This is a genomic window from Pedobacter frigoris (assembly GCF_005116445.1).
Taxonomy (GTDB): domain Bacteria; phylum Bacteroidota; class Bacteroidia; order Sphingobacteriales; family Sphingobacteriaceae; genus Pedobacter; species Pedobacter frigoris.
Map to the genome: position 1 here is coordinate 189508 of NZ_SWBQ01000006.1, position 22801 is coordinate 212308.

A 22801-nucleotide genomic window follows, 5' to 3' on the forward strand; every position below is an offset into this window, starting at 1 on the left:
TAATTATGAAAAAAACCTTGTTACTGGCATTGGCTGCTTTAACATTTGCATCCTGCCAACAAAACAAATCATCTGAAACTGAGGCTGCGACAACAGTGGCTTCAGACTCATCATCGAATGTAGGTGCTGTTGCAGGTGCAGGAGATGCGGTGATAGCCTTTGAAACGGCTAACTATAATTTTGGGAAGATCACCCAAGGTGAAAAAGTGTCTTACAGTTATAAGTTTACAAACACTGGAAAAGGACCGCTCATCATCACCAATGCAGAAGCTAGTTGCGGATGTACTGTGCCTGAGGTTCCAAAGGAGCCAATTAAGCCAGGTGAGGACGGTGAGATCAAAGTAGTTTTTAACAGCGATGGTAAAATTGGTCTTCAGGATAAAGTAATCACTGTTACTTCTAATGCGGTTCCTTCTGTGACTGCATTACACCTAACAGGAGAAATAAAAGAACGTCAATAATTTTAATAATAATATGATATCAACAATAATTTTAAGAGCAGGATCACCAGATATGTTGGGTACCCTGGTTCCTATGGTACTCATCATGGTTGTGTTTTACTTCTTCATGATCAGACCTCAGGTTAAAAAAGCAAAAGACCATAAAAAATTAGTCTCAGAACTAAAAAAAGGAGATAAAATCGTGACAACTGCGGGTATTCATGGAAGAATCGTGGATATGAACGAAACAACCTTTTTAATTGAAGTAGAGAGCGGTGCAAAAATCCGTTTTGATAAAACTGCAGTTTCATTGGATGCTACTAAAGCTGCGGCACCTAAAGTAGAAACTCCAAAAATTGATACTACAAAGGCTTAAGCCTCACAATTAACTTTTAAAAGCCGCTTCAGTATTTGGAGCGGCTTTTTTGTTTTAGTAAGTTTGTCTACCTTACAATTATGCCGTTTATAAAACTCACAAAAATAGAACGCAAGCGTATCATTGTTTTAATTACCTGTTTATTGATGGCAATTGGAGCATGGTTATTTCTTGCACTAAATAATAAATATGTTTATACGGCCAAGACAGTACTTGTTTATAAAAATTTCCCTCAAAAAAGAGCTTTCCATGCGTTGCAGTCTGATACCGTAGACCTGCAAGTCGAAGGAACCGGATGGCAATTGCTTTTTGCCAGGCTTAGGGTAAAGCCTCAATCCATAAGTATCAGTCTTGAAAAATTGAATAATAGAAATTTCATACTTTTCTCCGAACAGTTGTTTAACGTAAACAGGCAACTTGAAACTTCACAAAAAATCATTTCTGTCAGGCCAGATACGCTTTACTTTGATTTTTCTGAACGAACAGTGAAAAGAGTGCCTGTAAAACTGGTATCTAACTTTACTTTTTTAAACCAGTTTGGAATTTCCAACGACATAGAAATCGTTCCTGAATATGTTACTTTATCAGGCCCCGAACAGGAGCTGGAAAAAATAAAAGAATGGCCGACGGATACGCTGGCGCTAAAAAACATACAGACTTCCGTAGGCGCCAGAGTTGCTATGGCTCAAAATAAGCTAAAGAATGTCAGTATTTTTCCTAACAGTGCTGAGGTGAAAGTTCCTGTAGATGAATTTACTGAAAAGACAATCGAACTGCCTCTTACTATAATTAACAATAAAGAATATTATAACGTTAAGTTATATCCGAAAAAGATAAAAGTCACATTTCAGGTATCATTGTCAAAATACCAGCAGATTGACGAAAATTTTATAGATGCAGTTGTCGATTTAAGTGAATGGAGGAACCTTAACCACAATCAGCTGAGGGTAAAAATAGCCCGTTTTCCCGATTATTGTAAGTTAGTAAAGATAGCACCAGCAAAAATTGATTTTATTATTGAAAAATGATGTCTAAGTCATTATGAATTACTTTTCCAAATTAAAATGATAAAAATAGGGATTACCGGGGGAATTGGGAGTGGTAAAACCACAATTTGCAGGGTGTTTGAAACGCTCGGAATACTGGTTTTTTATGCAGATACGGTAGCAAAGCAGATCATGGTAGAAGATGAAATCCTGATTAAGGGAGTGAAAGATACTTTTGGTCATGAAAGCTATTTTGGTGACGGAACATTGAATAATAAGTACATCGCAAATATTGTCTTTAATAATGAGGCAGAATTGTCAAAGCTCAATCAATTGGTACATCCAGCTGTTTTTAGAGCATTTGATGTGTGGGCGGCAAACCTGAAAACTGAGGTGCCATATGTTTTGAAAGAAGCTGCATTGCTGTTTGAAAGTGGATCCTATAAAATGTGCGACAAAAACATTTTGGTAACTGCACCTTTAGAATTAAAATTGAACCGGGTGATGAAGCGTGATCAGGTAACTGCAGACCAGGTTCAAGCCAGAATGGATAAGCAATTTACTGATGAACAAAAAATGAAAATGGCCGACTACCTGATCCACAATGATGAAAGTAATTCTTTAATACTACAAGTACTGGAATTACATCAGTTATTCTTAAATATAAAACACTAAATGATACTTGAAGATTTTATAGTGATCGATAAAATCGGTCTGTTTTGCCGTTATGGCAATTTTTATCTGGATCCAAAGGAACCCGTGAAGCAGGCTGTAATTTCGCATGCTCATGGTGACCATGCTATCGGAGGGAACCTCAATGTGTACTGTACTGAAGCAACTTCCTTATTTATGAAGCACAGGTATAGGAAGTTTGCGGGAGGGGAGTTCCATATCTACAATTTTAATGCTGTTTTTGATGTAAACGGAGTGAAGGTCACCTTTATCCCCGCGGGCCACATACTGGGCTCTGCAATGGTTTTAATGGAGTATGACGGAGTTAAATACCTATATACGGGAGATTACAAATTGCAGCCTGATAAGACGTGTGAACCAATTTCTTTTGTAGAAGCGGATGTATTGATTACGGAAACAACCTTTGCCGACCCCGCGACGCAGCATCCTGCTGCTGAAGAGGAAATCCTAAAGTTAAATTCAACGAAAAGCAACATCATGCTTGGGGCTTATGCGCTTGGTAAATGCCAGAGACTGATTAGTTTAATGAATGATCATTGTACGGAAAAAAGGATATTAGTACATCACAGCATGATGCCTTTTGTGAAGATATATGAGCAGATGGGGGTCAATATGAAGAAATATGAAATGTATGACAGGAAAGTCATGAAAAATAATCCTGAACATATGGTCTATATTGTTCCGCCAATGGTTTTTAAAAGCTATTTTAAGGCAATAAATGTGGTTCGTGTGTTTGCAACGGGCTGGAAGCACCTGCAGAGCAGCCATGAAATACAACTTTATATATCAGATCACGCCGACTGGAATGACATCATTTTTACTATTGAAAAGGTCAAGCCGTCACAAGTTTGGACCAACCATGGCAATGGCAATTACTTAAAAACGCATTATGAAAAAAGTTTGGTAGTTAAATTGCTTAGTTGATGGAAAAGGATGTAGACTATTACTTTAATGAAGAGGGACTTATGGTTTTTACCGAAGCCTATCATTTGAAAAGAGGACACTGCTGTAAAAATAAATGCAGGCATTGTCCCTGGGGTTATGGAAAGCCCAAAGTAAAAAGTACATCTAAAAAAGATAAGAGGATATAATATGCAATTGCAGAACGAAATTCAGGCTTCCCGATTTGAAAGTACACATCAGCAGGCAGTTGTGAATGTAATATTTACATGTAACTGGTGCAATGATAAGTTTAAACAGGCTATGATGCCTTATAATGTGACCACTCAGCAATTTAATGTGCTAAGGATTTTGAGAGGACAATATCCCAAGCCAAGTACGATCAATCTTTTAAAAGCAAGAATACTGGATAAAATGTGCGATGCTTCGAGGATTGTAGACAGGCTTGTACAGAAAGAATTGGTGGTAAAGGAATCCAATCCAATCGACAAACGGGCAGTAGACATACTCATCAGTGAAAAGGGACTGGACCTTTTAAAACAAATGGACCTGGAAGTAGATCTTTCTGCTCCTGTTTCATCTAATCTAACTGATGAGGAAGCGGAACAACTTAACTATTTGTTGGATAAAATGAGAGGCTAATGCGAATGACCGGACGTGAAATATCCTATTAAAGCTATACCTATTCCACAAAGCACTGCGATCATTTTTCTTTTAGTTACTTTATGGTCAACACTTGATTCAAACAAAATGGTTGTTGATATATGCAGGAATATACCTATTACTATCCCCATGATCCGGCTGAAGTAATTTTCAATACCGCCGATGCTTCCATTACTGATGCCATAGCTCACGTAAAAGCCCAAAGGAGCCATTATCGCAAATATTGCAATATAGACCACTATGTTTCCTCTTTTGAAATGGTTTTGCATCAGGATGCTTCCCAATGCAAAAGCAGCCGGAATATGGTGAAGGGAAATCCCAAATATTAAAGCATTGTGCTGGTCTTTTGCCAGAGGCATCCCTTCAAGAAAAGCATGCAGACATAAGCTGATCATAATCCCATAAGGGAAGATCTTAGCATCGTTGTGTTTGTGGATGTGGCCGTGTTCCACGCCTTCAGAAAACTGCTCCAAAAATACCTGTAGCAAGAAACCTATCAGTATAAAAATTCCGATATCTTCATGATCGGCACCATGATATGCATCAGGTATCAGGTGCAAAACAGTAATGGCAAACAAATAAGCTCCGCTAAAGGATAAAATCAGTTTTAGCAGTTGAGATTTATCATTTTTAACCAGGAATATGCCCATGCCCCCTAAAAATGCACTAAAGAATAAAATAAGTATCTTCCAGATTTCCATTATAGTTGTGGTTGTAGTGTTTTATAAAGTTTTGATGTGCATAAACCAATGATGATACCCAGTACTGATCCGACCATAACGTCTATCGGATAATGCACCCCCACATAAATTTGAGAGAATGCAATGATAAAAGCCCAGGCGAGCCCTACAGGCAAAATTGGCTTCCATTTGTCATAAAAAACAAATATCAGGAATATGGCAATCGCAAAATGATTGGTGGCATGTGCAGAGGGGAAGCTATAGCCGCTTCCGCAGGGCACCCGATGAATGATATCGTCCGCAAGAGTAAGCTCGTTACAAGGTCTTAATCGTCCTATCAGGGGCTTAATTAACCTGGATGCCAGCATATCTCCGATAGCAAAGGTGAAAAGGAGCATACCTATGATGTACCAACCCTTTTTTTTATATTCAATAAAACAGAAAACAAGAATAAACAGGTAAAGTGGTGCCCAAAAAAAACGGTTCCTCATCAGGGGTAGCAACCAATCAAAAATAGGATTGGAAAGTCCCCTGTGAATCTTTAGAAAGAGTTCGGCATCAAATTGCTGTAAACTCTCTATCATGCCTTTTTACAAACTAAGATTAAACGGTCGGATTGGATCTCGTCGTAAGCGTCGAGCGCATAACTGCCAAAAGTAGCCGTAATGGTTAGTCCGCTTTTCTCAAACATGCGTTCAAAGTCGCTTAATTTGAAAGCCTGTACACGCTCTTCGAAAGCATAAGCTTTGCCTCTGTGTTCAAAGTTAATGTGTTTGATGATCTTTCCTTCTGAGACAAACTTATGCAGATGGAATTCTATCCCCTCTAAGGTTTTAGTCTCCTGGTGAGTAAGATTCTTAACGATTTTTTCCGTGTTGAAATAATCGATCACCAAAGTGCCATTTTCTTTTAATCCCTTTCTGAAAGCTTTCAATGCATTTACATGATCTTTTTCCGTTTCAAAATAGCCAAAACTGGTAAACAGATTTAAAGCGATGTCAAAATAATTGATAAACGACAATTTACGCATATCGTGGACAAAGAAATGCAGGTTTTTCTGCTCAAATTGCTGGGCATACCTGATGCTTTGTTCTGACAAATCTATACCTGTTACATCGTATCCTTTTTTATTAAGGTATATCGCGTGTCTGCCTCTGCCACAGGCGATATCAAGTATTCTCGACTGTGCAGCTGGTTTCAGATAAGCAGATAAATTATCAATTAAAAATTCAGCTTCTGCATCATTTCTCTGACTATATAGAATATGATAAAACGGAGAATTAAACCAATATTGAAACCATTTACGCTGCATAGAGCCAGTATTTTGATGTTTTAGAAAAAGACAAAGATAGTATTTTGAACTGCATCCTTAAGTATTATTTACTTTGTTGCATTTGTTTAATTCCAATCAATATTGAATTTTTTAAAAAAATGTTCACCACTGATGCACAATTTATCTAAGTTTGAAAAAAATCTTAAAGCTTTGACACTAATAAAATCTATCTCTGGTATAAGGGGAACTATCGGCGGTATAGCCGGTAATGGTCTAACTCCTATTGATATTGTTAAATTTACAGCAGCCTACGGCTCTTGGGTGGTTAATAAAACAAATAATAAAAAGATTGTTTTAGGCCGTGATGCAAGGATTTCAGGTGAAATGGTCAATAACCTGGTTATTGGTACATTACAAGGTCTGGGAATCGAAGTAATCGATTTAGGGTTGTCTACCACACCGACAGTAGAAATTGCTGTTCCAATGGAGAAAGCAGGAGGCGGTATTATTTTAACTGCAAGCCATAACCCAAAGCAATGGAATGCTTTAAAACTTTTGAATGAGAAAGGCGAATTCATTAGCGATGCTGATGGAAAAGAAGTATTAGATATTGCTGAAAAGTCTGAATTTGAATTTGCTGATGTAGATGCATTGGGAAAAGTAACCCCAAATGATACCTACCTGCAGAAACACATTGATGTCATATTGGACCTTCCATTGGTCGATGTAGCCGCTATTAAAGCAGCCAACTTTAAAATTGCAATTGATTGTGTAAATTCTACGGGAGGGATATTTGTCCCTGCTTTATTAAAAGCCCTTGGTGTTGAAACAGTTTATGAACTGTATTGTGAGCCAAACGGACATTTCCCGCATAACCCTGAACCGCTTCCTGAGAACTTAACAGAGATAGCCAAAGTTGTGCAAAGTAAAAATGCAGATCTGGGTATCGTAGTTGACCCTGATGTAGACCGTTTGTGTTTTGTAAATGAAGACGGAAGTATGTTTGGAGAAGAATATACCCTGGTTGCTGTTGCGGATTATATTTTGAAGAATACCCCTGGTAACTCCGTATCCAATCTTTCTTCTACAAGAGCATTGAGAGATGTTACCGAAAAATCCGGAGGTGAATATCATGCCTCTGCGGTAGGCGAGGTGAATGTGGTAAATAAGATGAAAGCAACTAACGCAATCATTGGTGGCGAAGGTAATGGAGGTATCATCTATCCTGAACTACATTATGGCCGCGATGCATTAGTGGGCATTGCATTATTCTTGACCCATCTGGCTCAATTTGGAAAACCTATTTCCGTATTGCGTAAAAGCTATCCTGAATATCATATTTCTAAAAATAAAATCACCCTAACACCTGAAATGGATATTGATGCCCTGATGCTTAAAGTTCAGGAGCGTTACAAAGATCAGCCGAATACCACAATTGATGGCTTGAAGATAGAATTTGACAAACAATGGGTACATTTGCGCAGGTCAAACACAGAACCTATTATTCGTATATATAGCGAGGCAAGTACAGAAACAGTAGCTGAAAATCTGGCCTCAAAAATTATATCAGACATCAAAGAAATATTAAAACTGAGTTGATAAAATGAACAGGATTTATTTAGATAACGCTGCAACTACTCCTCTTGATCCGGTTGTAATAGCAGAAATGGTCAATGTAATGAATACACATTATGGCAATCCATCTTCTATTCATGCGCAGGGCAGAGAGGTGCGGACTCTTATAGAGAAAGCAAGAAAGACAGTTGCCGGACTTTTAAATGCTACTCCTGCTGAAATCTTTTTTACCTCAGGCGGTACAGAAGCCGATAATACGGCCATTCGCTGTGGTATCACAGCTTATAACATTAAGCACGCGATTACCTCTAAAATAGAGCACCATGCCGTTGAGCATACGCTAAACATGCTACTGAAGCAAGGTGTAATTGATAAACTGAGTTTTGTCAACGTAGATAGCAAAGGCAATATCGATTATGATCATCTGGAAGAATTATTAAAGACCAATGAACGCTCATTTGTATCCTTAATGCATGCCAATAATGAATTGGGAACATTGACCGATATAGAAAGGGTAGGAGACATTTGTGAGCAGTACGATGCGATATATCACTGCGACACCGTGCAGACCATGGGACACTATGCACATGATGTCAGAAAACTCAAAGCACATTTTATCGTTTGTGCGGCACACAAGTTACACGGGCCTAAAGGAGTAGGGTTTTTATTTGTGAACCATACGATAAAGATCAGTCCAATGATCTTTGGAGGTGCGCAGGAACGAAATATGCGAGGCGGTACTGAGAATGTATACGGTATCGTTGGTTTGGCGAAAGCACTTGAAATTGCTTACGCTGAAATGCATCAGCATCAGGACCATATCCAGGAGCTAAAATCTTATTTGAAAGAAAAGCTGACTGCCGAAATCCCTGATCTTTATTTTAACGGAGAAACCGCTCCGGAAAAAAGTTTATATACAGTACTTAATGTTTCTTTTCCGGCAATGGATATGGCTGATATGCTCTTGTTCAATCTGGATATAAATGGTGTTTCGGCATCTGGTGGCAGCGCTTGCTCTTCAGGCTCCAACATTGGCTCCCATGTATTAACGGGTATTTCTGCTGATCCTAATCGCCCTTCAGTGAGGTTCTCATTCAGTAAATACAATACAAAAGAAGAGCTGGATTTCGTAGTTGATAAAGTAAAACAGATTGTCAGTCAAAATGTAACAGCCTAAAGCTTTTTTAAACAATATGATTTGTAGGGTGTTAATAATATGGTAACTCATTATTTTTTAACTTAACCCTATGAATCATGAGCATTTCAGAGAAAACAAATCAGGACAAGCATAAAAAGACAGTTTATAAAGAAACTGAAGTCAACACAGAAAATGATACTAATGGAGAGACTTCCTCGGTAGCCAATCTCGACAGATCGGCATTTACAAAGAAACCAGCACGTCAACATAAACCTTTAGGTTCCAGTCATGAACCAGGAGTGATGCCGGGAACTGAGACTTAAAAAGTTTAAAACGTATAATCGAAGAGCAGTATGTATATCATACTGCTCTTTTTTTGCTTTGTAATTTCCTTTTTATTATGTTTATTTGTTTTCGCTAAAACGTTTTAAAACTTGAAACACATATGAATAGAACAATTGCGTTATTATTTTTTATCATTCCCTTGCTGGCGATAAAGCAATTAAATGCCCAGGAAAAGGAGACTTTTAAAAAACATGGCTTTACACTAAATTTCACCAGTCTCGATAAAGATTTTGATCCTGCATTAAAAGCCAGGATGGTAGAGACCTTCTTCATCATTTATCCCAAATTGGTAAAAGAATACAATAAACAAGCAGATAAGGAAGTAAATTTTGTAATTGACACTGCATATAAAGGTGTAGCAGCAACGGGTGGGGGCAGGATAGTTTACAGCCCGGCATATTTTAAAAATAACCCCGGTGATATTGATGTGGTAACTCACGAAGCCATGCATGTGGTACAGGCATACAAAGGACGTTCCGGACCAGGATGGCTTACAGAAGGTATTGCAGATTATGTAAGGTATAAATTTGGTGTGGATAACAAAGGTGCCGGGTGGACGCTGCCTGAATACAAAACCAATCAGAGTTATACCAATAGCTACCGCATCACCGCAAGATTCCTTGCCTGGCTGGAAAGCAATGGCCACAAAGGAATTGTAAAAAAACTAGATAACAGCATGCGTTCTCATACTTATACAAAAGACATCTGGCAAAAGGAAACAGGAAAAACATTGGATGACCTATGGAAAGCCTATTCCGAAAACCCGACCATTTAAATCACACAAAACTAAATATATGATCAAGCAATTTTTAACCGCCTCCCTTGTTTTGGCATCGTTTGGTACTTTTGCCCAGACCGTAGGGAAAGTTACAGACCCGGTAGAGTGGATCAATCCACTTATGGGAACGGCAAGTAAGCCTTCATTATCAAACGGAAATACATATCCAACTATTGCATTACCCTGGGGAATGAACTTCTGGACGCCCCAAACCGGTAATATGGGAAATGGTTGGGCATATACATATGATGCCGACAAAATCCGCGGATTTAAACAAACTCATCAGCCTTCTCCATGGATGAACGATTACGGACAATTTTCTGTAATGCCGGTAACTGGAAAGCTCAAGTTTGCTGAAGACGAACGTGCAAGCTGGTTTTCGCACAAAGCAGAAACTGTAAAACCCTATTATTACAGCGTGTATTTAGCTGATGCTGATGTGACTACTGAAATTACTCCTACAGAACGTGCAGCGCAATTTCGTTTTACCTTCCCCAAATCTGATGAGTCTTACATAGTTGTAGATGCTTTTGACAAAGGATCTTACATTAAGATCATTCCTGCGGAAAGAAAAATTATAGGCTATAGTACCAGGCATTCTCATCCGGTAGATGATAGTTTCAAAAACTATTTCGTTGCTTATTTTGACAAGCCATTTGCATCTGCAAACGGATGGAAGGGAAAAGAACTGCTGAAAGGCGAACTTGAAGTAAAGGCGGATCACTCCGGAGCTATTGTTGGTTTCAAAACAGCAAAGGGCGAACAGGTACATATGAAAATTGCTTCTTCTTTTATCAGTATTGAACAGGCTGATGTCAACTTGAAAAGAGAACTGGCTAATGATAATTTTGAGACGACAAAATCAAAAGCTAAGGCAGTTTGGAACAAAACCTTAGATAAGATTTCTGTAGAAGGCGGTACTATCGATCAGACACGTACATTCTATTCCAGTCTTTACCGCGCGCTTTTCTTCCCTCATAAGATGTATGAAGTGGATAAAGACAATAAAATTGTTCATTGGAGCCCTTTCACCGGGAAAACTTCACCTGGCTATAAGTTTGCCGGTACAGGATTCTGGGACACGTTCAGGGCATTATATCCTTTCTTAAATCTGATGTATCCATCAATCAATAAAGAGATGCAGGAAGGCCTGGCAAATGATTACAAAGAAGGTGGGTGGCTGCCTGAATGGTCTAGTCCTGGTTACTCAGATTGTATGATCGGAAACAACTCAGCTTCTGTCGTAGCGGATGCTTACATCAAAGGCTTACGTGGTTATGACATCAATACACTATGGGATGCTGTAAAACATGGTGCAAATAATGAAGGGCCAAGGGCAACCGGCCGTCGTGGTGTAAACTATTATAATGACCTGGGATATGTACCTTATGATGTAAAGATCAATGAAAATGCGGCAAGGACCCTTGAATATGCATATGATGATTTTGCGATTTATCAATTAGGTAAGGCCTTAGGAAAACCCGCTTCGGAAATTGATATTTATAAAAAACGCAGTATGAACTACAAGAACTTGTTTGATCCTGCAAGCGGCTTAATGCGTGGTAAGAATAAAGATGGCAAGTTTCAATCTCCATTCAACCCATTTAAGTGGGGTGATGCCTTTACTGAAGGAAACAGCTGGCATTATTCATGGTCGGTATTTCAGGATATTGACGGACTGGCCAGGTTAATGGGCGGGAAAGAAAAATTTGTAACCAAACTGGACTCTGTATTTACGTTGCCTCCAATTTTTGACGATAGTTATTATGGTGGAGTGATCCATGAGATCCGCGAAATGCAGATTGCGAATATGGGACAATATGCTCATGGAAATCAGCCGATTCAACACATGATCTACCTGTACAATTATGCAGGTGCGCCATGGAAAACGCAACATTGGGTACGGGAAACCATGAACAGGATGTATAGAGCTACGCCTGACGGATATTGCGGAGACGAGGATAATGGACAAACTTCAGCATGGTATGTGTTTTCTGCGTTAGGATTTTATCCGGTTACTCCTGCGGTAGACCAATATGTACTTGGTGCGCCATTGTTTAAGAAAGTAACTTTAAAACTGGATAACGGAAAGACCATTGTCATCAATGCACCTAAAAACAGCGATGATAACAGGTACGTTCAGAGTTTGAAATATAATGGTTCCGTTCATAGCAAAAACTGGCTGAGCCATTCTGATCTGTTGAAAGGTGCGGTGTTGGATTTCGATATGACTGCGACGCCTAATAAGACAAGGGGTACCAAAGAGGCTGATTTTCCTTATTCGCTTTCAACAGAGAAGTAAAGGGAAAAATTAAGTGATCTTTTCTCCGGCTGCATGATTTAAGCTTCGCAAAAATAACGCTATGCCGATTCAAAGACACTGAATTTTATGGAAAGCAGGGAGGTAAGTAAAATGTCTTAATAAAACAATAAAGGCCCGTTCAGTCTGAACGGGCCTTTATTGTTATCAGTATTTTTATAAATACTTAATTCTTCATCATCTTCAGGAACGAAGCCAATTTCGCTTTCATTGCTCTTCTGTCTACAATAAAGTCAAGGAAACCATGTTCCAATACAAACTCTGCAGTCTGAAAACCTTTAGGTAAATCCTTTTTAATGGTCTCTTTAATTACGCGCGGACCAGCGAAACCAATCAACGAACCTGGTTCGGCGATATTGATGTCTCCCAGCATCGCATAAGAAGCTGTTACGCCACCTGTAGTAGGGTCTGTAAGCAAAGAGATGTATGGAATTTTTGCCTGGCTTAGGAGGGCTAATTTGGCTGATGTTTTTGCCATTTGCATTAATGAAAATGCAGCTTCCATCATCCTTGCACCCCCTGATTTTGAGATCATCAGGAATGGAATTTTATGCTTGATCGAATAATCGATCGACCTTGCAATTTTTTCACCCACTACAGAACCCATTGAACCACCAATAAAATTGAAGTCCATACAGGTAATCACCAGGTCTTCACCTTCTATCTTACCAACACCTGCTCTGATGGCATCTTTAAGGCCTGTTTTAGCCATGCTCTCTACCAGTCTGTCAGTGTACGGTTTGCTATCGGTAAACTTAAGCGGATCTCCTGAGGTCAGGTTAGCAAAAAGCTCCTCAAAAGTATTATCATCAAAAAGTACCTGGAAATATTCTTTTGATCCTACCCTTAAATGGTAGTCACAATATTGGCAAACGTATTTATTTTCAATAAGATCAGCACTGTGAAGAGCTTTTTTGCAATTCGGACATTTGTTCCACAAACCATCCGGTGCTTCTTTCTTTTCTTCTGTCGACGTACTGATACCTTTTTTTTCTCTCTTAAACCAAGCCATGTGTTATATCTTGAAAAATTGCGACCACAAAGAAACGAAATAAATCCCTTATTCATTTGCCCAAAGTGATATTTTTCATAACTTCGGCATATATAAAATTATAAAGAATGAGTTTAAAAGGCTACAAAGGCGTAATTTACGGAGATGCCGTTCAGGAATTATTTGAACAGGCAAAAAAACATCAATTTGCATTACCTGCAGTAAATGTTACCGGTACAAATACGATTAATGCAGTAATGGAAACTGCTAAAGCGGTTAATTCACCGGTGATTATTCAATTGTCAAATGGTGGTGCCCAGTTTTATGCAGGTAAAACATTAAACAATGACAACTTAAACGCTTGCGTACTAGGTGCAGTGTCTGCAGCTAAGCATGTTCATTTATTAGCTGAACACTATGGTGTGGCAGTGGTTTTACACACGGATCACGCTGCTAAAAAGTTATTGCCATGGATTGACGGATTATTGGACCATGGCGAGAAATTCTTTGCTGAACATGGAAAACCATTGTTTTCATCGCACATGCTTGACCTTTCAGAAGAGTCGATCGAAGAGAACATGGAAATCTCTGCAAAATACCTGGAGCGTATGGCTAAATTAGGTATGACTATCGAAATCGAACTTGGGGTAACCGGTGGAGAAGAAGATGGTGTAGACAATAGTGACGTAGACAGTTCTAAATTATATACACAACCTTCTGAAGTAGCATATGCTTATGAAGAGTTGAGTAAAGTAAGTGATAAATTTACAGTAGCAGCTGCTTTTGGTAACGTACACGGTGTGTATAAACCAGGAAACGTGAAATTACAGCCTGTTATTCTGAAAAACTCTCAGGATTATATCAAAGAGAAGTTCTCATTGACTGCTGAAAAACCAATCAATTTTGTATTCCACGGCGGTTCTGGTTCTACTCAGGAAGAGATTAGAGAAGCCATTTCTTATGGAGCAATCAAGATGAATATCGATACAGATATGCAATGGGCGTTCTGGGAAGGTATTTTAGATTATTATACAGCTAACGAAGCTTATCTTCAAGGCCAGATCGGTAATCCGGATGGAGAAGATAAACCAAACAAAAAATACTACGATCCACGCGTTTGGTTACGCAAGGGTGAGGAGAAGTTTGTTGAGCGTTTAAAACAGGCTTTCGAAGACTTAAATTGCAAAGACGCCAGCGATAAATTGTAATCCTGGATTCAAATTATACCAAAGCGTCACAAACACCATTTTGTGGCGCTTTTTTTGTTTCAAAATCACCGGTTATTTAACATAAATTATTCAATCATGGAAGCGCTACAGGTAAACAAGGTAAATAGCAAAGAGGACTTAGAAAAAGTATTTGCAGTAAGGAAAACCGTATTTGTTGATGAACAAAATTGTCCGCCTGAACTGGAGTGGGAACATGAAGATGACTCCGTGCACTTTCTTGCCCTGTTAAATAACGAACCATGTGGTGCATGCAGGTGGCGCAAAACGGACAATGGATATAAGCTGGAACGCTTTGCAGTATTAAAAGAACACCGCGGCAAGAGGATAGGACAGGCATTGGTGGCTGCTGCTTTGTCAGATTTACCCAGCGATGCAGGATACATATACCTCAATGCCCAACTGCAGGCCATGCGTACCTATGCCAGGTTCGGCTTTATTGCCGAAGGCGAACAGTTTGAGGAAGCCGGAATCCAGCACATGAAAATGGTAAAAAAGGCTTAAAAGCAACTTCTGCTTAAAAGAATACCCTTGATGAAAACTGCAGGGCTTCCTGCCATTTGCTCATATTTAATCCCAGATTTTCTCCCTTGCTTTGCAGGTAACTGATCAGGTCTTCAGTGGCCAGGTTGCCGGTTAGGTCGTCAGTTGCCATGGGACAACCACCAAACCCCATCAGCGCACTGTCAAAGCGTTTACAGTCGCTTTCATATGCTGCCTCAATCTTTTCCAACCGCGTAGCAGGCGTACTGTGCAAATGCAATCCGATTTCAACACTTTCAAAACGCTGTACTAAAGCGGGCAATATTTGCCTGATCTTTTCAGGAGAGGAGACACCTGTAGTGTCCGATAAAGACAAGATCTTTGCTCCGTTACCCACCAATTGTGAAGCCCAGTTTTCCACTATCTCTTCGTTCCATTCATCCCCATAAGGATTTCCAAATCCCATAGACAAATAAATCACTGCAGTTTTATTATTCTTATCACAGAGTTCCAGCATCTGCTTTATAGTTTCCATGGATTCAATAATACTTGAATTAGTATTGCGTTGCTGGAAGGTCTCAGAGACTGAAAAAGGAAAACCCAGGTAACTGATCTCCGGATGCAGGATAGCTTCCTGTACGCCTCTTAAATTGGCTACAATGGCAAGCAGCTTCGAATGTGTATCACTCAGATTAAGCTTGCTCAATACTTCCGCTGTATCTCTCAATTGCGGAATCGTTTTTGGAGATACAAAGCTGCCAAAATCTATGGTATCAAAACCAACTTGCAGCAAGAGGTTGATGTATTCAGCTTTTAAATCAGTATCAATGAAATCATGGATACCCTGCATCGCATCACGCGGACATTCAATTAGCTTAATTGAGCTTTGACTCATCGTTAGTTTTTTTGAAAAATGGACGTATAATTAATCTTGTACCTCTGTCATAACTAAAATAGCTCCATACCCAGTTCACAAATACCACGAGTTTATTCCTAAACCCTACCAGGGTCATGAGGTGGACAAACATCCAGGTGAACCAGGCAAAAATGCCTTGAAACCTGATCTTATGAAGATCGACCACCGCACGGTTGCGGCCGACTGTAGCCATAGCACCCTTGTCGAAATACTTAAACGGCTCTGTAGGTCTTTTGTTAATGATATTTAAGAGGTTCTTTGCAAGTAGTTTTCCCTGTTGTATAGCAGTAGGCGCTACTCCGGGATGCCCGTTAGGGAATTCAGTAGTGATCATCGCAGATACATCGCCAATCGCGTAAATGTTCTCATGCCCGTCTATCCTGTTGATCTCATTTACTTTTAACCGGTTGCCCCTTACGATGCTTTCAGCATTCAGGCCATCTAAAACTACACCTTTTACTCCGGCCGACCAGATTACTGTAGAGGTAGGGATATTTCTACCGTCGACCAGATTCAAAACCTTGCCGTTATAAGCCTGTACCCTCGAATTGGTCATCACAGACACACCAAGCTCTTTTAAGAAATCTTCTGATTTTTTCTGTGCCTGCACAGACATAGCGCCCAATAGTTCAGGAGAACCCTCAATCAGGTAAATGTTTACCTGATTCAGATCAAGTTCGGGATAATCATTCTTCAGCACATGTTTTTTCAGTTCGGCAATTGCCCCGGCAGTTTCTACACCTGTTGGGCCGCCGCCAACCACCACGAAATTCAACAGTTCCGCTTTTAAAACCGGATCTTCTGCAATCTGAGCAGCCTCGAGGTTTTGGAGGATCAAGCTCCTCAAGTTCAATGCTTCCGGAATTGATTTCATCGGCATGGCATTGCTTTCTATTTCTGCCTGCCCGAAGAAGTTGCTCGTAGATCCTGTAGCAATGACCAGATGATCATATTCGATGGAGCCGATGCTGGTTTCCAATACGTTTTGCGCAGGTAAAACCCTTTTTGCCTCTGTAACCCGGAAGGTCAGGTTTTTCTGACCTTTGAATATCTTTCTTAATGGAAAAGCAATGGAATCAGCTTCCAGACCTCCTGTGGCTACCTGGTAAAGCAACGGCTGGAAAGTATGATAATTATGTTTGTCGAGCATCATCACCTCAACATCTTGATTTTTAAGCTTCTTAGCCAATTCAATCCCGCCAAATCCGCCTCCTACAATTACAATCCTTGTTTTACTGCCTTTAGGAAAATGCTGATCCATAAATATCAATTTTGGTAAATATACATAACAAACAAAAAGGCATCCAAAAAGGATGCCTTTATTTATCACAAAGAAGTAATTTCTTATTTTTTCTTGTTACCCAAATCAATTACGATAGGGGTAGAGATACATAGTGATGAGTAAGTACCGATGATACGACCAATCAGCAATGCAAAGATAAATCCGCGGATACTAGCTCCACCGAAAATAAAGATCACAACCAATACGAAGAATACCGTTAACGAAGTTAAGATGGTACGACTCAATGTACTGTTTAATGCAAAGTTGATCAGTTTGTTTCTTTCTTCACCATATAGGTCGTCTTTACCCGACTCAGCAAGTTTCTCACGGATACGGTCAAATACAACAACAGTTTCAGTCATCGTATAACCCATTACTGTCAATATCGCCGCGATGAAATCCTGACCAATCTCCAGAGAGAATGGAAGCACACCATCAAGAATCGTGTAGAATGAAAGTACAAGCAGCACATCATGGAACAATGCGATTACCGCACCTAAACCATAATTTAGTTTCTTAAACCTGATTACGATGTAGATAAACATCACCAAGCAAGAGAAAAGGATAGCACCATAAGCACCGTAAACGATATCACTTGCGATGATTGGACCTACTTTCTCGTTACTTTCAATAGTATATTTAACACCAGTTTCAGTTAAACCTTTATTCAAGGCAGTTTCTACTAATTTATCAGCCTGAGTATCAGTGTCAGTAATGTGGTAAGTAGTAGTGATTTTCAACTCATTGTCAGCACCTGCTGTCTTAACGATGGTTTCAGACTCAGTAAATACTGAGTTCAATTTAGCTTTTACATCCTCAGTATCCATTCCTTTATCGAAGTGAACGATGTAAGTTCTACCACCTTTAAAGTCGATACCAAGATTTAATCCATCATTTTTGATGTAGAATATAACACCCAATGCAATGATTACTGCAGAGATGGTGTAATATAATTTCCTGTGTCCAACGAAGTTGAATGCGATGTCTTTAAATGCGTGGATTGTATATTTGTTACCGAAGGTAATGTTAGATTTTTTCTCTAATAACCACTCAAATACCAGACGTGAAATTAACACAGCACAGAACAGTGATGATATAATACCGATACACAATGTAGTCGCAAAACCCTGAACAGGTCCTGTTCCGAATACATAAAGGATAGCACCCAATACAAATACCGTTACGTTTGAGTCGATGATCGAAGACATTGCATGTTTGAAACCTTCTTTGATCGCTACAGGAGTAGGCTTGCCTAAAGTAAGCTCTTCCCTTACACGCTCAAAGATCAGGATGTTCGCATCCACAGATAAACCGATTACCAACACGATACCAGCGATACCAGGCAATGTCAATACAGCGCCGAGAGACACCAATATTCCCATGATGAAGAATAAATTGATCACCAAAGCAAGGTTAGCTACCCATCCGGCTTTGTTGTAATACATGGCCATGAAGATCAGGATCACGATAAATGCAAGTACGAATGACAATAAACCATTGTGAATTGCAGTTTCACCCAAAGTAGGACCTACTACGAACTCACCAACGATTCTTGCAGGAGCAGGTAATTTACCAGCTTTCAAGATGTTCGCTAAATCCTGTGTATCCTCTACCGTAAAGTTACCAGTGATGGAAGACCTTCCGCCAGCAATTTCATCATTTACAGTAGGAGCAGAGTAAACCTGGTTATCCAATACAATTGCAATAGATCTTTTGTTGTTTGGATCAGCAGAAGCCTCACCAGTCATTTTTTTCCAGATTGCAGAACCGTCACCAGTCATAGCCATTGACACTTCCGGTTTTCCGTTTTGATCGTAATCTGCACGTGCATCACTGATTGCTTCGCCACCTAAATCAGGTCTGCCATCCAATGAAGTCACTTTAATTGCGTACAATTCAAATATTTTGGCACCACCTACAGGAGATCCAAGATCAGCAGGTTTCACACTCCACATGAATTTGTAGCTCTGAGGAATGATAGAAGCGATTTCTGGTCTCTTCAAGAATGCATTAACTTTTGCAGTATCTTTTTGAGCTACCCAACCCACAGCAGCACCCGGACGCAATTGTTGCTGACCATTTTCTCCCATGTAAGAAGGAACTGTCAACACTGCAAACAACGGGTTAGATTTTGCTGCTTCCTGAGTTTTTAAGCTAGCAGAATCAGCAGTAGTAGTTTTTTTAGCTAAGCCTGCAAGTTTACTTTCAGATTTAGTAGCTGTATCAGTACCTGCAGCTTTAGTTGTGTCAACAGCTTTGGTTTCTTTTAAAGAAGAAGCCAATGTTTTGTTGATGTTTTCCAAAACAGGATATACTTCCTGGTTTTGGTATACATGCCAGAACTGAAGTTCAGCAGAACCTTGTAATAATTTATGTACCCTTTCCTTATCCTGAACACCTGGCATCTCAATCAGGATACGGTTAGTACCTTCTTGTTTCTGCATGTTCGGACTCACCACACCAAAACCATCGATACGGCTTCTGATGATGATGAATGAACGGTCGATCGCACTGGTAGCTTCTTTAGAAAGGAATTTCTTAACTTCAGCATTGCTTGCATCAGGTTTCAATTCCTTAGCGTTATCCTGGTTAGAGAAGAAGTCTACCAATTTTACATTAGGAGATAATTTTTCAAACTCAGTTACAAACAAATCGATGTAATCTTTACCACCAGCATTTAATTTTTGCTGTGCAGTAGCCAATGCCTGATTAAAGTTGGCGTCAGAAGTATTGTCAGCTAAAGATTTAACCAATTCAGCTAACGATATTTCCATCGTTACGTTCATACCACCTTTAAGGTCTAGCCCAAGGTTAATTTCTTTTGCTTTGCAGAACTGGTAGTTAAATCCAAATAACGGATAAACCGGGACTGTGGCCATTGAATCCAGATAAGCTTTTTCTTTTTCCGGATCTCCTTTAGCATAAGCTTTTGCGTCTTTTTCAACCTTTGAAGTAACAAAGTTGAATGAGAGAGAATACACACAGACAATACCTAAAAGTATCGCCATAAATTTTATAAAACCTTTACCCTGCATTATTTGTTTGTGTTTGTAATAATTAGTCTATATGCAATATATTTTTTTAACAAGTCGGCAAATCTAATTATTTTTTTAATTAATAGGCTACCTTCTGAATTTTTTAATTATAACAGCGCCCTGTCATCAATTATAACTACGCTCTGTCGTCAACTATAACAGCGTCCGTCATCTCGACGATAGGAGAGATCTCCTGTTCAGGCATGCTCAAGAGTTGAAAACGTATAAGCTACCTTGTTTTTTTCATCAGGCTCATGATGTTCTACATCACGCTCTTCCCAATCCTCACTATTGATTTCAGGAAAAAAGGTATCAGCGTCATAACGCTGATGAACCCTGGTTAGATATATGCGGTCGGTATCGTTTAGCGCATGTTTGTAAATCTCTGCGCCGCCTATCACAAATACTTCTTCCTCATCGTGGCAAAGCTCAATGGCTGCAGCAATATCGTTTACAACCTCTACTCCTTCAATCTCCAAACCTGTATTGCGTGTGATGACGATGTTACGTCTGTTTGGCAAGGGCCTGCCGATAGAATCATACGTCTTACGGCCCATAATAATCGTATGGCCGCTGGTGATCTGTTTGAAATGTTTTAAGTCGGCCGGAAGGTGCCATAACAACTGATTATCCTTGCCGATAGCATTATTTTCAGCAATAGCTACTACGATAGATAAAATCATACTGCTACCACTCCTTTAATGTGTGGATGGGGTTCATAACCCTTCAGTGTAAAATCTTCGTATTTGAAGCTGAATATATCTTTCACCTCAGGATTGATCTCCATCACCGGCAAATCTTTGGTGTCACGGCTCAACTGCAGCCTGGCCTGCTCAATATGGTTGTTGTACAAATGCGCATCGCCCAGCGTATGGATAAAGTCGCCATACTGCAAGCCGCACACCTGTGCTACCATCATGGTCAGCAAAGCATAAGAAGCAATATTAAAAGGCACACCTAAAAATATATCCGCACTGCGCTGATAAAGCTGGCAACTCAATTTTCCGTCGGCCACATAAAACTGGAAGAAGGCATGGCAAGGCGGCAAAGCCATATTGTCTACCTCGGCCACGTTCCATGCAGATACGATGATCCTGCGGGAATCCGGGTTATTTTTGATGGTATCTATGATTTTTGAGATCTGATCAATATGACCGCCATCAGGTTTAGGCCATGAACGCCATTGCGAACCATAAACAGGACCAAGGTCGCCGTTTTCATCTGCCCATTCGTCCCAGATCCTCACACCATTGTCTTTCAGGTATTTGATATTGGTATCGCCGCTCAAAAACCAGATCAATTCATGGATGATAGATTTGAGGTGCAATTTTTTGGTGGTCACCATCGGAAAGCCCTTTTGCAGGTCAAATCTCATCTGATAACCGAATACACTAATAGTTCCCGTTCCGGTACGGTCGTGTTTTTGCGTGCCATTATCGAGCACATGCTGCATCAAATCTAAATATTGCTTCATAATTTTTTAAGACAGTATACAAAAGTAAGGGATTTACCCTTCAAGTTCAGCAAAATTAAGTTTTATTTATCCATCCTTGACCATGGCGAAGCCTTCGATTTAAACTCCGTTTTTTCTAGGGGAGGTAATACGAATGTTCCTGGTGTGATAACCGCTCCGAATACTGCGGCAGGGTTTAGTGTTTTTGTGTTCAAAGGTTTTTTTATCGACTGGTGGGTTTGAAAGTACTCTACGTTTATGGAAAGTACACATAGGCATCCTTCCGCTACTTCGAAAGTAAAATCATGTGCAGGTACCTGTTCTCCGTTTACTACGGTCAGCTTTTGTTCTTCCCTTTGCTTTTTCACCCGGTCTGCGAGTACATACTGTCCTAGTGTTACAGTTATTTCAGCTTCGTTTGCCCTTACAGGCATTGTCAGTTCTGTCGGGACAGCAAAAGTCGGGAGGCTTAGCGTCAGGTTGTTTCCCTCCAGCGAGATTACCTGCTCTACCCAAATATGGGCTGAAAGTTTGGCGTAATCATTAAATTCAAATCCTACCAGATTGTTGAAGCTATCGCTTTGATAGGTGTAGATTTCTGTTTGCTTATCAAAACAATGTTCCATGATGGATCTGTTTACTGTATTGAGCCGGTTGATCATTGTTCCGTCGTAGAACTTTCCGGTCAGACAGCGCAGGTCATCCCTGATGTTTCTGGATAAAACGCTTGCATTGCCAAAAACGCCCGCAGTTTTCTGTGATGCTTCTGTTTGTGTTACTTTTTCAGCTTTAGACTGAACAATAGTGTGTTTTTTGCTGTTTCCATCTCTGAAAATGTAAGGGCCAATTATTCCCCTGAGTCGTTTCCCGTCGTATCTTGCCATTAGTTGTATTATAGTACTGCCACAATTAATCTATAATTAATCCACAGTGACCCCACCTTTTTGTAAGAAAAAGATGGGGTCACTGTGGGGTTATGGTGGCCTTACAGTAGGGTCATATTATTTTATCAAAAAATTATTTATTTTCTCAAAATTTAGGATTTGAAAATGCCGAGTATGCCTATGCTCAACCGATTTTGTAAATTTTTCTTTCTAAATTCATTAAAAAAATTATACAAGTGACTATTTAAAAAATTACATTTGGGTATACAATGCTTAGTCACTGAAAATGAGCATCTAAATTAAACGCTAATACTCAATCTTATGGAAAAACGCTTTTTATCTCCTCTCAATTCTTTTCTTTTAG

At 39.6% G+C, this 22801-nt stretch carries 24 protein-coding genes; 14 read left to right on the forward strand and 10 right to left on the reverse strand.

Features of this window, described 5'->3' with window-relative positions; genetic code table 11:
- The first annotated feature begins 5 nt into the window (after window positions 1–5).
- The 7 genes from FA047_RS18670 (at window position 6) to FA047_RS18695 (ending at window position 4037) form a co-directional block, all read left to right on the forward strand.
- Window positions 6–461 (forward strand): DUF1573 domain-containing protein, encoded by a 456-nt coding sequence (locus FA047_RS18670; protein ID WP_136837607.1) that lies wholly within the window; start codon window positions 6–8, stop codon window positions 459–461.
- Window positions 462–474: 13 nt separating this feature from the next.
- On the forward strand, window positions 475–816 hold the full coding sequence (gene yajC / locus FA047_RS18675) for a preprotein translocase subunit YajC (protein WP_136837608.1): 342 nt from the start codon (window positions 475–477) through the stop codon (window positions 814–816).
- Window positions 817–896: 80 nt separating this feature from the next.
- Window positions 897–1844: a YbbR-like domain-containing protein gene (locus FA047_RS18680; protein WP_136837609.1), complete on the forward strand. Its 948-nt coding sequence runs from the start codon at window positions 897–899 to the stop codon at window positions 1842–1844.
- Window positions 1845–1880: 36 nt separating this feature from the next.
- Window positions 1881–2477 carry a dephospho-CoA kinase gene (gene coaE, locus FA047_RS18685; RefSeq protein ID WP_136837610.1) on the forward strand — a complete coding sequence of 199 codons (597 nt, stop codon included), beginning with the start codon at window positions 1881–1883 and terminating at the stop codon, window positions 2475–2477.
- Window positions 2478–3419 (forward strand): exonuclease, encoded by a 942-nt coding sequence (locus FA047_RS18690; RefSeq protein WP_136837611.1) that lies wholly within the window; start codon window positions 2478–2480, stop codon window positions 3417–3419.
- Entirely contained in the window at window positions 3419–3586 is a 168-nt protein-coding gene (locus tag FA047_RS20585; RefSeq protein WP_169304458.1) for a DUF5522 domain-containing protein, read from the forward strand. The genes FA047_RS18690 and FA047_RS20585 overlap by 1 nt, the downstream gene beginning before the upstream one ends.
- 1 nt (window position 3587) lies before the next feature.
- Complete coding sequence (locus FA047_RS18695) at window positions 3588–4037, forward strand: MarR family winged helix-turn-helix transcriptional regulator (protein WP_136837612.1); 450 nt, start codon at window positions 3588–3590, stop codon at window positions 4035–4037.
- Here FA047_RS18695 and FA047_RS18700 read toward each other — a convergent pair.
- From FA047_RS18700 to FA047_RS18710, 3 genes are read right to left on the reverse strand one after another with little or no spacing between them, the layout of a single operon-like run.
- Window positions 4034–4759, reverse strand: a complete 726-nt coding sequence (locus FA047_RS18700) for a ZIP family metal transporter (RefSeq protein WP_136837613.1) — start codon at window positions 4757–4759, stop codon at window positions 4034–4036. The two genes, FA047_RS18695 and FA047_RS18700, sit on opposite strands and share 4 nt — an antisense overlap.
- The gene (locus tag FA047_RS18705) at window positions 4759–5322 is read right to left on the reverse strand and encodes a phosphatase PAP2 family protein (RefSeq protein ID WP_136837614.1); all 564 of its coding nucleotides are present in this window, start codon (window positions 5320–5322) and stop codon (window positions 4759–4761) included. Before FA047_RS18705 ends, FA047_RS18700 begins: the two co-directional genes overlap by 1 nt.
- Window positions 5319–6050 (reverse strand): class I SAM-dependent methyltransferase, encoded by a 732-nt coding sequence (locus FA047_RS18710; protein ID WP_136837615.1) that lies wholly within the window; start codon window positions 6048–6050, stop codon window positions 5319–5321. The genes FA047_RS18705 and FA047_RS18710 overlap by 4 nt, the downstream gene beginning before the upstream one ends.
- Before the next feature lie 171 nt (window positions 6051–6221).
- Between FA047_RS18710 and glmM the strand changes: the two genes are divergently transcribed.
- The 5 genes from glmM (at window position 6222) to FA047_RS18735 (ending at window position 12149) form a co-directional block, all read left to right on the forward strand.
- Window positions 6222–7610, forward strand: a complete 1389-nt coding sequence (gene glmM, locus FA047_RS18715; RefSeq protein ID WP_136837616.1) for a phosphoglucosamine mutase — start codon at window positions 6222–6224, stop codon at window positions 7608–7610.
- 4 nt (window positions 7611–7614) lie between these two features.
- Complete coding sequence (locus tag FA047_RS18720) at window positions 7615–8763, forward strand: cysteine desulfurase family protein (protein ID WP_136837617.1); 1149 nt, start codon at window positions 7615–7617, stop codon at window positions 8761–8763.
- A 77-nt stretch (window positions 8764–8840) separates the two neighbouring features.
- Entirely contained in the window at window positions 8841–9047 is a 207-nt protein-coding gene (locus FA047_RS18725; RefSeq protein ID WP_136837618.1) for a hypothetical protein, read from the forward strand.
- Between the two features lie 122 nt (window positions 9048–9169).
- On the forward strand, window positions 9170–9844 hold the full coding sequence (locus FA047_RS18730; RefSeq protein WP_136837619.1) for a basic secretory protein-like protein: 675 nt from the start codon (window positions 9170–9172) through the stop codon (window positions 9842–9844).
- Window positions 9845–9863: 19 nt separating this feature from the next.
- On the forward strand, window positions 9864–12149 hold the full coding sequence (locus FA047_RS18735; RefSeq protein ID WP_136837620.1) for a GH92 family glycosyl hydrolase: 2286 nt from the start codon (window positions 9864–9866) through the stop codon (window positions 12147–12149).
- 184 nt (window positions 12150–12333) lie between these two features.
- Here FA047_RS18735 and accD read toward each other — a convergent pair whose 3' ends face one another.
- Window positions 12334–13179: an acetyl-CoA carboxylase, carboxyltransferase subunit beta gene (gene accD / locus FA047_RS18740; RefSeq protein WP_136837621.1), complete on the reverse strand. Its 846-nt coding sequence runs from the start codon at window positions 13177–13179 to the stop codon at window positions 12334–12336.
- 107 nt (window positions 13180–13286) lie between these two features.
- On the opposite strand from accD, the gene fbaA reads away from it, so the two are divergent.
- Both fbaA and FA047_RS18750 read left to right on the forward strand, forming a co-directional pair.
- A complete protein-coding gene (fbaA, locus tag FA047_RS18745) occupies window positions 13287–14366 on the forward strand; it encodes a class II fructose-bisphosphate aldolase (protein WP_136837622.1) in 1080 nt (359 codons plus the stop codon).
- Between the two features lie 96 nt (window positions 14367–14462).
- The gene (locus FA047_RS18750) at window positions 14463–14888 is read left to right on the forward strand and encodes a GNAT family N-acetyltransferase (protein ID WP_136837623.1); all 426 of its coding nucleotides are present in this window, start codon (window positions 14463–14465) and stop codon (window positions 14886–14888) included.
- Window positions 14889–14901: 13 nt separating this feature from the next.
- On the opposite strand, the gene FA047_RS18755 is transcribed toward FA047_RS18750, so the two are convergent.
- From FA047_RS18755 to FA047_RS18780, 6 genes are all read right to left on the reverse strand, one after another.
- Complete coding sequence (locus tag FA047_RS18755; RefSeq protein WP_136837624.1) at window positions 14902–15762, reverse strand: hydroxymethylglutaryl-CoA lyase; 861 nt, start codon at window positions 15760–15762, stop codon at window positions 14902–14904.
- On the reverse strand, window positions 15743–17044 hold the full coding sequence (locus tag FA047_RS18760) for an NAD(P)/FAD-dependent oxidoreductase (protein WP_136837625.1): 1302 nt from the start codon (window positions 17042–17044) through the stop codon (window positions 15743–15745). Before FA047_RS18760 ends, FA047_RS18755 begins: the two co-directional genes overlap by 20 nt.
- Before the next feature lie 83 nt (window positions 17045–17127).
- Window positions 17128–20100, reverse strand: coding sequence for a protein translocase subunit SecDF (gene secDF / locus FA047_RS18765; RefSeq protein WP_136837626.1), 2973 nt, complete (start codon window positions 20098–20100; stop codon window positions 17128–17130).
- Between the two features lie 197 nt (window positions 20101–20297).
- Complete coding sequence (locus FA047_RS18770; protein WP_136837627.1) at window positions 20298–20783, reverse strand: dihydrofolate reductase; 486 nt, start codon at window positions 20781–20783, stop codon at window positions 20298–20300.
- On the reverse strand, window positions 20780–21574 hold the full coding sequence (locus tag FA047_RS18775; RefSeq protein ID WP_136837628.1) for a thymidylate synthase: 795 nt from the start codon (window positions 21572–21574) through the stop codon (window positions 20780–20782). Before FA047_RS18775 ends, FA047_RS18770 begins: the two co-directional genes overlap by 4 nt.
- Window positions 21575–21636: 62 nt before the next feature.
- Entirely contained in the window at window positions 21637–22437 is an 801-nt protein-coding gene (locus tag FA047_RS18780) for a hypothetical protein (protein WP_136837629.1), read from the reverse strand.
- Window positions 22438–22801: the final 364 nt, after the last annotated feature.